8 protein-coding genes are annotated in these 12759 nt (G+C 71.1%); 1 reads left to right on the forward strand and 7 read right to left on the reverse strand.

Annotation, left to right across the window (positions count from 1 at the left end):
• Positions 1 to 28: 28 nt before the first annotated feature.
• From NAEX_RS45120 to NAEX_RS45145, 6 genes are all read right to left on the reverse strand, one after another.
• Positions 29 to 1885 carry a PAS domain-containing sensor histidine kinase gene (locus NAEX_RS45120; protein WP_096334121.1) on the reverse strand — a complete coding sequence of 619 codons (1857 nt, stop codon included), beginning with the start codon at positions 1883 to 1885 and terminating at the stop codon, positions 29 to 31.
• Positions 1886 to 2063: 178 nt separating this feature from the next.
• On the reverse strand, positions 2064 to 3509 hold the full coding sequence (locus NAEX_RS45125) for an OmpP1/FadL family transporter (protein WP_096334122.1): 1446 nt from the start codon (positions 3507 to 3509) through the stop codon (positions 2064 to 2066).
• A 104-nt stretch (positions 3510 to 3613) separates the two neighbouring features.
• A complete protein-coding gene (locus NAEX_RS45130) occupies positions 3614 to 5377 on the reverse strand; it encodes an acetyltransferase (RefSeq protein WP_096334123.1) in 1764 nt (587 codons plus the stop codon).
• 25 nt (positions 5378 to 5402) lie between these two features.
• Positions 5403 to 7226: an acetyltransferase gene (locus NAEX_RS45135; protein WP_096334124.1), complete on the reverse strand. Its 1824-nt coding sequence runs from the start codon at positions 7224 to 7226 to the stop codon at positions 5403 to 5405.
• Between the two features lie 53 nt (positions 7227 to 7279).
• Complete coding sequence (locus NAEX_RS45140; protein WP_096334125.1) at positions 7280 to 9343, reverse strand: hypothetical protein; 2064 nt, start codon at positions 9341 to 9343, stop codon at positions 7280 to 7282.
• Positions 9344 to 9885: 542 nt separating this feature from the next.
• Positions 9886 to 10446: a hypothetical protein gene (locus NAEX_RS45145; RefSeq protein ID WP_096334126.1), complete on the reverse strand. Its 561-nt coding sequence runs from the start codon at positions 10444 to 10446 to the stop codon at positions 9886 to 9888.
• A 183-nt stretch (positions 10447 to 10629) separates the two neighbouring features.
• On the opposite strand from NAEX_RS45145, the gene NAEX_RS45150 reads away from it, so the two are divergent.
• The gene (locus tag NAEX_RS45150; RefSeq protein ID WP_096334127.1) at positions 10630 to 11307 is read left to right on the forward strand and encodes a hypothetical protein; all 678 of its coding nucleotides are present in this window, start codon (positions 10630 to 10632) and stop codon (positions 11305 to 11307) included.
• A gap of 86 nt (positions 11308 to 11393) precedes the next feature.
• On the opposite strand, the gene NAEX_RS45155 is transcribed toward NAEX_RS45150, so the two are convergent.
• Positions 11394 to 12743, reverse strand: coding sequence for a YhjD/YihY/BrkB family envelope integrity protein (locus NAEX_RS45155; protein WP_096334128.1), 1350 nt, complete (start codon positions 12741 to 12743; stop codon positions 11394 to 11396).
• Positions 12744 to 12759: the final 16 nt, after the last annotated feature.

Consider the following 12759-nt stretch of genomic DNA (forward strand, 5'->3'; position numbering starts at 1 on the left):
AGCGCACCTTCGGCGGACGGCGCGGAAATCACCGGCGGCGCGTGGCGAGGTTCTCAGGGGATGGCTGATCGGGCAGGTCAGCGTTCGCAGCGTCGACGAGGCCCGCACGCATCGCGGCCGCACGGGCGGCGGCGACGACCTCGGCCGGCCCGCCGCGGCGGCTGGTCGACAGCTCGCGCGGATCCATGTACGGCAGGCGCACGGTGAACGCCGATCCGGCGCCGAGCTGCGACGTCACCTCGATGCTGCCGCCGAGCATGTCGCAGAAGGCCTTGGAGATCGCCAGCCCCAGGCCCGTGCCGCCGAACCTGCGGGCGGTGCCGCTGTCGCCCTGGGTGAAGGCCTGGAACAGCTGCGCGAGCTGCTTTTGCGTCATGCCGATGCCGGTGTCGGCGACGATGAACTGCAGCATGCGCGGCGGCTCCACGCCGATCCGCGCGACGGTGAGACGAACGACGCCCTTGTCGGTGAACTTCGCCGCGTTGCTCAGCAGGTTGATGAGGATCTGCCGCGTCTTGGTCAGGTCGGCGTGGACAAAGCCGATGTCGCGCGGGCACACGACCTCGAGCTTGTTGCCGCCCTTGTCGAGCTGCGGCCGCACGGTGTCGAGCACGGCCCCGACCATGTCGGCGACGTCGAAGGTCTCGAGGTGGATGTCCATGCGCCCGGCCTCGATCTTCGACAGGTCGAGGATGTCGGAGATGAGGCCCAGCAGGTGCTTGCCGGCGAACTGGATCTTGCGCAGCTCGTCGATGCCGTCGTCGAGGCCGCGCTCGTCGGCCTCCTCCATGAGCATCTCCGCGTAGCCGATGACGGCGTTCAGCGGGGTGCGCAGCTCGTGCGACATGTTGGCGAGGAAGCGGCTCTTGGCCAGGTTGGCCTCCTCGGCCAGCTCCTTGGCCTCGCGCAGCGAGGCCTCGGCGCGCTTGAGGTGGGTGATGTCGGAGGCGACGCAGACGGCCCCGAGCGGGGTGCCGTCGTCGTCGAACAGGTCGGAGCGGGCGAACAGCACCGGGATGTCGCGGCCGTCGGGCGTGTGATAGGCGCGTTCGACCAGCGCGGGGCCCTCGCGGGTGCCGCGGCCGCCGTTCTTGGCGGCGCGGAAGCTGGGGAGGATGGCGGTGAACGGCTTGCCGAGCAATTGCTCGGGCGGGGCGCCGAGCAGCTGCAAAGTGGCGCGGTTGACGGTCTGCACGGTGCCCTGCGCGTCGAGGACGATCAGCGACTCGGCCATCGAGGCGAGGATGTTGTCGGCGTAGCGCCGCGCGCTCTGGGCCTCGAGCAGCAGCGCGGCCGAGCGCAGCTCGCCGGCGCGAGCCCGGTCGAGCGCGTTGCGCAGGCCCTTGACGGCCATCGACAGGAACACGCCGCCGGCGCTGAAGTGGATCAGGTGGGCGATGAAGGCCAGCTCGGGGGTGTCGGGGGTGAGCTGCGGGACGACGACGCCCATCTGCTCGAGCACGAGGAAGCCGGTGATCGCGGCGGCGCTGAGGCCGATGAACACGAGCATCCACACCTGGCGGAACAGCAGGGTGGCGACGATGACGACCAGCATGTAGCCGCCGATGCTCGGGCTGCGCACGGCGCCATGGGTCAGCGAGCCGAAGGTGACGGCGAGCCACAAGAGGCCGAGGAAGATCGCGCCGGCGAGCCGCAGCCAGCCGCGACGCACGAGCACCAGCAGGCCGAAGCTCAGCAGGCCGAGGCCGGGGTAGATGATCAGCGCGGCGGCGCTGTCGGTGAGGTACAGCACCTGCAGGACGCCGGAGACGGCGCAGATGGCGATGCTGATGACGAGGATCGTGTGCAGGACACCGGCGATCCGGGCCAGCTCTTCGTCCGCGAACTTCGGCTTCTCAAGCAGTCTGCGCAGAAGCCCCGCCATGTCTCTGCGACACGCGACCCCCTCGTCGATCACGCTACGAGCCGCGCCGGACGGCTGTCAAGGACGGCGCCTGTAGGCGTCCCGGGCGGCGGCGGGGGCGCTCGCCGACGCGGCGGGCGCGTGGCCCAGCTGTCCCGAGAAGCAGGTCCTTGGGGGCATGCGGGGAATCGCCGGCGGCTCAGAAGCGCGCCCGCAAATGACCGGCGATCGCGGCGATGAACAGGCGATAGGTGCCGTTGCCGAGGTCGTAGTCGGAGCCCCGCACCTCGCGCGGGGCGATCCCCTGGAAGCGCGCGTCGGCGAGGAGCGACACGCGCGGGCTCACGTCGAGCACGCCGCCGAGCGCTCCGATGATGCGCTGACCGTCGGGCGAGGCGGTGTCGATGGTCTTCTCGGGCGAGGCCGGCGACTGGTAGCCGAGCGTGGCGCTGACGAGGATCCGCTCCGTGGCCCGGAAGCGGCCGCTGGCCTCGACCCAGATCGTGTCCTTCCACAGGCGCGGCAGGTTGACCGCCAGCGTGTCGCCGATGCCGAGCTTCGGCTGGGCCAGGTCCGGCGAGCTGGCGGTGACGCGGAAGGCGTCGAGCTCGGAGTAGCGGACGTACTGCACGAAGCCGTCGACGCGCCAGCGCTCGCCGATGTCGTAGCCGAGGCCGAGGGTGATCCGCTTGGGCAGGGTGTACTCCAGCGTGGCGTCGCCGCGGACCAGCGGCTTGAACTGCAGGCCCTGCGCGGCCAGGTCCTGGGTGAAGAACGGGTCGTTGAGGTCGACCGCGAACTTGCCGCGGTAGCGCATCGCCGTGCTGTGGAAGTAGGTGAGGGCGATGTTGAAGCGCTTGGTCGGATTGACGGTGACGCCGACGTTGAAGGTGACGCCGTGGGCGATCGCCCGCTTGAGCGAGAACGGGCGCGACAGCACGTCGAGCTCGCGCACCTCGGTCGGCGCCTCGGGCCCGAACGAGTTCTTCTGGCCGAGGGTGTTGAGGCCGTCGGCGAACTCCTGCACGCCGGCGAAGTCCTGCAGCTTGCTCAGCTCGGCGAACCCGAGCACGTAGGCGACGCCGGCCCCGAGCGAGACGAAGTCGTTGATCCGCACGCCGGCGCCGAGGTGGATCTGCGAGGTGGCGATGAACGCCTGCTGGGCCTGCCACCGCTGCGCACCGGTCTTGGGGAACTTGAGCGCGGCCGCGAACGGGACGTAGATGCCGAGGCCGAGGGTCAAGCGATCCTTGACGACCGGGTAGGCGAAGAAGAAGTTGCCGCTCGGCGCGACCGGGTTGGCCTTGACCTGGTCGCTCGGCCCGGTCTTCATCGCGTCGATGTAGGCCGGGTCGATCGGGGCGTTGAACTGCAGGGTGTCGGGGGTCTGGTAGGTGCCGGTGCGCTCGCGGTCGTAGCGGATGTCGCCGACGATGAGCCCGACGCCCGCCAGCACCTCGCCCTTCTTCAGGTAGCCGAGGTTGGCCGGGTTCCAGTAGACCGCCGCGGCGTCGCGCGCGGTCGGGTGCGACTGCCCGCTGGTGACGATCGGCGCGTCGAGGCCGGACGCGCGGGCGCTCCCGGGGACGGCGAGGGCGAACAGGGCGCAGGCGGGGACGAGGGCGCGGAGGGAGAGGAGACGCATGGCGGGTGGCTGGGGGGCGGGTGCAGGGGACAGGTGCGAAAGGCCAGGTACTGAAGGCCAGGTCCGAAGGGGCAGGTCCGAAAGCGCAGGTGAAGCGGGGCGCGTCAACGGGTGCGGGTGATCTCGAGGGCGAGGTTGTTGGCGCTCGGCTTGTCGAGCACGGTGAGCCGGTAGCGGCGGCGGTCGTCGTCCTCGACGTAGAGCACGTCGCCCGGGGCGACGCGGACCTTCTCGTGGCTGGTGTCGCCGTCGATGTCGGCCTTCGACGAGACCTTGTCGGTCAGCTCGGGGTCGGCGAAAAAGCCGGGCCGCTCGTACTCGTAGGGGCGCGCCGGCAGGCCGTCGGCGTCCTTGCGCAGGTCGGCCTCGGTGACGAAGAACAGGTAGTCGCCGCCCTCGCCGCCGGCCGTCGGGGCGGGCTTGAAGTAGTAGAAGTCGGCGTCGCCGTCGGCGTTGTCGTTGAGCTGCTCGGTGATGCCGATCAGCGCCTCGGGGTTGCGCTCGAGGTTGGCCTTGATCTGCTCGACGATGGTCGCCTGATCGAGCGGGATGACGATGTCGCGCAGCGTGAACTCGACGTCGGCGTCGCCCTCGGCCAGCCCGCCGTCGTGCAGCCGGATCTGCGCGACCTCGCTGAGCAGGTCCCAGAGGTAGGCCGGCGGCGGCGGGTTGCCGACGTCGGTGAAGGTCGTCATCTCGGTCCAGCCGGTCGCGTCGACGCAGGCCTCGAAGGCGACGACGTCGGTGCCGAGCTTGTACTCGTCGCAGTGCGGGCCGATGCCCTCGACGGTGCGCCGGCGGGCCATCTCGGCGATCAGGCGCTCGAACAGCCACGGCGGCAGGTCCCAGGCCGGCGAGTTGCCGGTCGGCAGCGGCTCGCGGCTGTCGCCGCCGGGGACGAAGGTGTCGTGCTCGAGCACGCGCACGGTCATCTCCGAGATCGTGAGGTTCTCCGACAGACCCTCGACGCGGATCCAGTCGGGGTCGGAGAAGTCGAAGACCTCGTGGATCTGGCTGGCGGTGCTGTTGACGCTGGCGACGTAGTTGGTGGTGAGGTCGACGCCCTTGTACGGCAGGGCGTTGAGGTTGACGCGCACGTACATGGTGAACGCGTCCTCGGTGATGCCGGAGGCGGCGAGGACGAAGCCGGGGTGGACGAGCGCGTTGGGATCGTCGGGGTCGAGCGAGGCCGGGCCGAACCGGTCGGGCAGGCTCTCGAACGCGTAGACGATGTCGCCGAGGGTGATCGGCAGGGCGCGCGGGGCGATCGGCCACAGGCCGTCGGGGTGGTCGGCGTCGACCGTGCCCTTGCGCGTCTGCGCGGCCGGGTGCGAGCCGAGCAGCTCGTCGAGGAAGGTCTCGGAGACGACCTTCGGCGGGATGGCGTCGTCGGTGACGCCGATCTGCATGAGCGCGGCCAGGGCCCGCGCCGGCGGCACGCCGACCGACGCCGACAGGGCGATCAGCTCCTCGAGCTTGGTGCCCTCGAGGTCGACGTTGTCGGGGTTCATGTTGAGCAGCCGGCGCAGGTTCTGGGCCGCGGGCGCCAGCGCGTCGGCCTCCTCCGGCGGCAGCGCGCGCAGCTCGTCGAGCACGACGGTGACCGACTCGGTCAGGTCGTAGTCGAGCAGCCACAGGTCGTCGAGCACCTTGCGCGGCAGCTTGCGCATCTGCTCGAGGGTGACGGCCTGCTCGAAGTCGTCGACCTCGAAGCGGAGCGAGCGCAGCACGACCCGCTTCGGCTGGCCGACCGGCGCCTCGGTCGGGACCTCGGCCGCGGGGACGGCGACTTCGTCGATGCAGCCGACCGGCCCGAGGAGGGCCGTGACGACGGACGTGGCGAGGGCGAGGCGGCGACGCGTGGTCATGGAAGGCTGGCCTTGAGGACAGGTTTCAGCGGGAGCGCGTGACGGTCAGGGCGATGCTGTGCGGGGCGGGCTTGTCCTCGACGACGAGCTTGAACAGCCGCTGCTCGTCGTCCAGCATGTAGAGGACGTCGCCGGCGGCGATCTTGACCTTCTCGTGGCTGGTGTCGCCGTCGATGGCGACGACCTCGGAGGCCTTGTCGGTCAGCTTGGCGTCGCGGAAAAACCCGGGCTTCTTGTAGCCGTAGGGCCGCACGGGCTCGCCGTCGGCGTCGTTCTCGATGTCGGCGGCGGTGACGAAGTACAGCCAGTCGCCCCGCAGCTCGGGCGGGTTGTCGGCCTTCGGGACGTAGTAGTAGAAGTCGGCCCGGCCCTCGGTGTTCTCGTTGAGCAGCTCGGCGATGGCCGACAGCGCGGCCGGGTTCTTCTGGATGTTGGTCTTGATCTGGGCGACCAGGTCGTCGACCGTGGTGCCGACCGGGACCTGCTTCAGCGTGAAGCTGATGTCGCCCTCGCCCTCGCCGAGGCCGCCGTCGTGCAGCCGGACCTGGGCCACCTCGAGCAGGACGTCCCAGAAGTACGACGGCGGCGGCGGCGGCGAGTCGAGCAGGACGCTGTCGTCGATGGCGATCGAGGTCCACGACTCGGGGGCGGCGGCGTCGGGGTCGAACACGCCGTCGACGAAGGCGCCCTGGCCGATGCACGCCTGCACGGCGATGAACGGCGGGTCGACCTGACCCTTGGGGCCGTACTCGGTGCAGTGGGCCGGGATGCTGCCGGCGCGGGCGACCGCGACCTCGGCGATCAGGCGCTCGAACAGCCAGCGCGGCTTTTGCCACACCGCCGAGTCGCCGAGCGGGGCAGGATCGGGGCTGGTGCCGCTGGCGACGAACTCCTTGTCCTCGTCGATGGTCATCGTCATCTCCTCGACGACCAGCGCGGGCACGAGGCCCTCGATGTTCATCCAGTCCTCGCTGGTGAAGTCGAAGGCGCTCAGGATCTGGCTCTTGGTGCTGTTGACGTTGGCGACGGTGCCGTCGGTCAGGTCGAGGCCCTTGTACGGCAGGGCGTTGAGGTCGACCTTGACGACCATCTTGAAGTCGGGCGTGGTCGCCTTGAACTTGAAGGCGCCGCCGATGAAGCCGGGGTGATCGGGGTCGTCGGGGTCGGCGGCCTCGGCCGGGCCGAAGCGCACCGGCATCTCGGCGAAGTCGGTGACGACGTCCCACAGGCTGACCGGCAGGCTGCCCGGCGCGACCGGGTACTTGCCGTCGGGGTGCTCGGCGTCGACCGGGCCGGGGCGGAACTGGGCGTTCGGGTGGGTGCTGACGACGTTGTCGATGACGGCGCGGGTGGTCAGGTCGACGGTGATGATCGGCTCGTTGGGATCGACGGCGATCAGGTCGGCGAGGATGGTCGCCGGGCCGAGGCCGACTGCCTCGCCGACGCCGATCAGCGGCGCCAGCGAGGTGCCGTCGAGGCTGGTCGACTTGGCGGTCATGTTGAGCAGCTTCCACATGTTCTGGGCGCTGCGCGGAAGGTGCGGGACGTCGGCCTCGGGGGTGGCGATCAGCGTCAGCAGGGCGTTGCGGATCAGCGGCTCGAGGTCCATGTCGAGCAGCCAGGTCTCGCGCAAGATCTTCTCCGGGAACCGCTGCTTGATGTCCTCGAGCGACAGCTCCTGCACGAAGTCCTTGGCGTCGAGGCGGAGGAACCGCAGCTCGACGCGCCGCTCGTCGCCGAGCTCGACGGGCTCGGCGGCCGGCGCCTCGGGCACCGTGACCTCCTCGACGCAGGCGGGCGCGAGCAGGGCGGCGAGGAGGAGAGGGATGGAGGAGGTGTTTCGAAACATGGCGGATCGCACAGGAAAGAAGGGACAGGAGGCCGTGGGGGCGGGCCCGCTGCTCACAGCTTGCGGACGCGGACGACGATCTCGACCGGGTCGGCGCCGGCGGGGACGGTGAAGCGCAGCTCGTAGGTGTCGCCGACGTCGTCCTGGATGTAGAGCGTCGACTCGCCCTCGGGCAGGCGGTACTTCTCGTGCTCGGTGTCGGCGACGCCGTCGATCGTCGTCGACGAGACCTTGTCCTTCAGCTCCGGGTCGGCGAAAAACCCGGGCTTGGTGTAGGTGTAGTCGGCGAGCTGGGTCGGATCGTCGGCGGCCGGCCGCTTGTCGTTCAGGCCGACGAAGAAGAGGTACGGGGTGCCGCCGTCGGCGGCGCGCCGGTAGTAGAAGTCGAGCCGGCCGTTCGAGGTCCAGTAGTTGCCGAGGATCACGTCGGCGATCTTGTCGGCCTGGCTCTGCAGGGTCGGACGGATCTGCGCGATCATCTCGTCGGCGGTGAAGCCGATCGGCACGCCCTTGAGCGCGAACACCGGGCGCGCGCCGCCCTCCTCGAGGTTGTCGGCGGTGTTCTGCTCGGCGCCGACGATCTTGCCGTTCATGTCGCGCATGAAGGCGTCGTTGCCGGCGGGGTCGTGGATGATGTCCTGGGCGACGTCGAGGAGCATCTCCCACAGGTACTGCGGGGCCGGCGAGACGAGGTTCGGGACCTGGATGTCGAACTCGGCCCAGCCGGGGTCGACCATGCCGACCGAGGCGCCGGCGAGGCAGGGCAGGCCGGGCGCGAAGCAGTAGAACGGGTAGTCGAGGTCCTTGAAGGCGAGGTAGGCGGCCTGGGCGATGATCCGCTCGAGCGACCATTCGGGCTGCGACCACACGTAGGTGTCGCCGAGCGGGCTGTCCGGCAGGTTGGGCGCGCAGGTGGCGTTGCCGTCGACGCACGAGGGGACCTTGGTGTCGAGCTCGGCGATCGCCATGCGCATGTCGACGGTCGGGTTGGCGGCGATGCCCTCGATGACGACCTTGACCGGGTCGTTGAAGTCGAACGCGAGCGGGGCATCGGCGAGGCTGAGGAACATCTCGCCGGCGCCCTCGGAGGCGTCGATGCCGTCGACCCGCCGCAGGTTGCTGTCGGCGGTGGCGACCATCTTGAACTCGGGGGTCAGCGCGTCGCTGTAGGTGGTGAAGTCGGCGTCGTCGGGGACGAGCAGGCCGGGGTGGTCGCCGACCGGGCCGAGCTTGTCGGACAGCGGCCGCATGTCCATCAACGCGTCGTAGAGGGTGACCGGCAGCTTGCCCTCGCTGTTGGCGATGTTGGGGTGCGAGGCGAGCAGGGTGACCTTGAGGGCGTCGCGCAGGACGGCGACCGGGATGAACGGCCGCGTGTGCAGGTCGCCCTCGTGAACCTTGTCGAGCTTGGAGTCCTTGAGCTTCTCGGTGCACTGGACCGAGCCGAGCTCGTGGTCGCCGCAGAACAGGCTGGCGGCCAGCACGTCGCTGAAGGTGAGGCCGTTGACGGTCTCGTTGTCGTACAGCGAGAAGAGGTACTGGAAGTCCTCCATCACCGTGGTCGCCACGACCGCGTTGCGCGGCGTCATGGTGAGCAGGCGGACCATGGCGAACTGCGGCGAGGTGCGCCACTTGTTCGGGTCGTTGGCGATCGGGTCGCCGTCGTACAGCTTGCCCAGCGCGGTGAGGTTGCAGTCGTGATTGGGACTGACCGGGAGGTCGCCGTTCTTGACCGTGTCGTCGTAGACGTTCCACTGGTCGCCGCACGAGTTTTGGATGGTCGCCAGGACGTTGTCGAGCAGCGGGCCGCTGTCGAGCTCGATCAGCGTGATGTCCTTGGCCGCGGCCTCGCCGAAGATCTCGAGCGCCTTGGCCTTGTCCATCTCGAGCACCACCGGCGGCGGCGGGGTGTCGTCGATGCGCAGGAAGAAGCGGTCGGTCGGGAGCTGCGGCGCCGAGGGCTCGCCGGTGGTGGGCGCGGTCGTGTCGGAGTCGGTGTCGGCGGCCGTGCCGGTCTCGGTGGTCGTGCCGCCGTCGGTGTCGCCAGGGTCGCCGGGACACGCCGCGAGCGCGGGGATGAGCAGCGAGAGCGAGAGCAGGGGGCGGGGATGTCTCATGGCGCAGCCGTCCGAAGCCCGCAGTATCGCAGCTTCGCCGGTCCTGCGATAGGACGACGAGCGCCCGCGGCCTTGCGCCCCCGCGGCCTGCAGGGGAAGCCAGGCGTCTTGGCGCCGCGTAGCGGAGGGCCTGCGCCGGTCGCCCGGCCGCCGATCGCTGCGAGGCGATCACGCGCGTCCGGGCAGGCCGGGCCTCGCGCGCCGGGGGCGACGTCGCGGGGCGCAGGCGGGCGACCGCCGCGTCGGTCGCGGGCATGCAGGTGAGGCGAACAGGGTGCGGGTCGCGGGACGCCGGCGAGCGACTGGAGCGTGGGTCGCGGGACGCCGGCGAGCGACTGGAGCGTGGGTCGCGGGACGCCGGCGAGCGACTGGAGCGTGGGTCGCGGGACGCCGGCGAGCGACTGGAGCGTGGGTCGCGGGGGCGCAGGCGAGGCGACTGCACGCGCAGGAGTGAGGCCGCGCCGGCGTGGCGAGCACGCGGCTGCCGGTGCGGCGCGAGCGAACTCGGTGGAGCGGTGATTCGCGCGGACGGGCCGCGCCGCTCACTTGCTTCCGGGCGCGGGCGCGGTCTTCGGCGCGGGCGGTGGGGGGCTCGCGGGCGCCGGCGGCGGGGCGCCGAAGCGGCTCTCGAGCTCGACGCCGCGGACGCAGAAGGCGCCCGGCTGGCGCGGGTCGGGGTCGCGGTCGACGATCAGGAAGAACTGCTGCTGCTGGGCGAAACCGGCCTGCAGGACGTGGTAGACGCGATCGCTGATGTCGGGGCAGCCGCGGCCCCAGTAGAGCCGGGCGGGCTTCTCGACGGCCTCGCCGAATTGCCGCCAGAACCCGTAGAGGTAGCCGCTGCCGTTCTCGTAGACGACCATGTTCGACAGGCTCACCGCCCACATGCGCGGCTTGGTCTCGCCGGAGCCTCTCGGGGTGCCGAGCGCGGCGCTCGGGGCGGGGGCCGGCGTCAATGCGGGCGGGGCCGGGGCGGCGGCGGCGAGGTTCGTCGACGCGCTGCTCGGCGCGGCCGCGGCGGCGTCGAAGCCGACGAGCGCGAGGAGGCCGAGGATCGCCGCGGCGAGGGGGGCACGGGCGGGGCGCAGAGACGTGTCGGACATGCGTGAATTTGACACAATGCTCACGCGGCTTGTAAAGCGGGGTGCCCCGATAATTGCCTCACGCCGCTCGGGAAGGGCGGTGTTCGAATCATCGGGCGTGCTTCGCGACGCGTCCGCGAGACCGCCGGGACCGGCGCCGCCGCGGCTTCACGGGGGCGCAGGACTTTCGGTATAGTCGCCGCGATGCCCGGCTCGTCGCTGCACGGGCGCGCCTTCACGCGCGTCGCCGTGATCGTCGTCCTCTCGCTGACTCCGGCGCTGGCGCAGGCCCAGGAGCCTGCGACGCCCGAGCCGGTGGCCGAGGGGCCCGCGGCGGCGCCGGCGCCGAGCGAGCCGCGGCCGCCGGCGGTCGAGGTCGAGGCGGCCCGGCGCGTGCGCCACAACTGGTACGCGGGCTTCGGCGTCGGCCTCGGCGTCGGCAACCTGCGCCGCACCGACACCGGGCGCAACGCGCTGTCGGTGGCGCTGCTCGGCCAGGTTCGCGCGGGCGGACGGATCCGCGACAACCTGCTGGTCGGCGGGCTGTTGTCGATGACGCTCGGCGGAGCCCGCCGCGGCCAGGGGGTGTTCTCGGTGCTGGCCGAGGTCATCGGCTACCCGATCAAGGGCAAGGGGCTGGTGCTGCAGGGCGCGGCCGGGCTCGGCGCCTTCGTTCAGGCCGAGGTGACCGACCTCGTCCATCCGTCGGCCGGCTTCAGCCGCACCGCCGTCGGGATCGCGTTCGGCCTCGGGCTCGGCTACGAGTTCTGGCTGGCTCGCCGCTTCAACCTCGGGCTGATGCTCCGCAGCGACGGGATGGCGGCGCCGCAGCTCGGGCTGCGCGCGGCAGGGACGCTCGGGCTGACGTTCACCTGGTACTGAGGGCAGGTCCGAAGGGGCAGGCCCGAAGGGGCAGGCCCGAAGGGACAGGTCCGCCGGGACAGGCCCGAAGGGGCAGGTCCGAACGGTCAGGAGCTGCCGCCGCCGGCGCCGCGGCGCTCGCGGGCCTGCTCGATGAGGTGCTGGTAGGTGACGTCGCCGAGGACGCTGGCCTCGCCGCGGTCGCAGCGCTCGAACAGCTCGGTGAGGCTGTCGTCGCGCGGCTGGTCGACGTCGGCGCGGAACAGGCGGAGGATGTCGAGCACGCGCAGCTGGTCGAGCGGGCGCGCGGGGACGTAGCCGTTGTCGTCGCCGACGAGCCGCAGGACCACGCCGGCGGCCTCGAGGCGGGTGAGGACGTCGGACAGGCGGGTGGCCTCGACGCGGAACCGCGAGGCCAGGGCCTGCAGCACGAGCGGGGCGCCGCGGCGGTCGTAGTGGTCGCAGATGGCCAGGACGATCCGCGCGGCCAGGCGCGCCGCGCTGACGCCCCCCTCGGGGTCGCGCCGCAGGCTGGGGTTGACGAAGCCGTCGCGGCGGACCACCGCGATGTGCTGGACGACGTAGGCGATCTCGGCGGCGAGCAGGACGATCAGCCACGAGAGGTAGGCCCACACGCAGAACACGGGGATCAGCGCGAGCGCGCCGTAGGTGCCCTCGTAGGTGCGGAAGGTGCCGAGGTAGAGGGCGAAGCCCCGCTTGCCGAACTCGAACAGGGTGGCGCCGACGACCCCGCCGACGACGGCGGCCTTCCAGGTGACGGCGGTGGCCGGGAGGAACCGCAGCAGGACGACGAAGGCGATGTCGGTGCTGAGGTAGGGGATGACGGAGAAGTTCTGGTCGGTGAAGCGGGCGACGATCGACTGGGTGATGCTGAAGAAGATCACCAGCGGCGCGAGCGTGGTGAGCGTGTAGAACATCGCGAACTTGGCGACGATCGAGCGGCGCAGCTTGGCCCGCCAGATCTGGTTCATCGCGTCCTCGAGGGTGATGAACAGCAGCATGGCGCCGCCGATCGAGCCGAGGAAGCCGACGACGCCGAGGTTCTCGACGGTGACCCGCGAGGCGAGGTCGTAGATCTGGGCGCTGATGATCTCGGAGCGCCCGGGGTCGGGGATCAGCGCCCGGGCGACGCGGTTGATGAAGCTGCGCCCGCTGTCCTCGCCGAGCAGGCCGAGCAGGGTGAGGACGAGGCCCGCGAACGGCACCAGCGAGAGCAGGGTCTGCAGCGCGAGGCTCGAGGCGAGGGTGGTGCTGCGATCGACGAAGAGCCACCGCCGCACCGCGTAGACGGCGGCGAGCCAGACCTGCCGCCCGGGGCTGGGGTCGAAGGTGACTGTCCTCGGGAACAGGTACTCGCGCAGCCAGGCCACCCGGGCGCGCCGCGAGACGGGCGCAGGCGCGTGGACGTCGGGGTCGGGCTGCGGCTCGTCCACCATGGCTCCTCGCTCAGTG

The sequence above is a fragment of the Nannocystis exedens genome (assembly GCF_002343915.1).
In the GTDB taxonomy this organism is placed as follows: Bacteria; Myxococcota_A; Polyangia; order Nannocystales; family Nannocystaceae; genus Nannocystis; species Nannocystis exedens.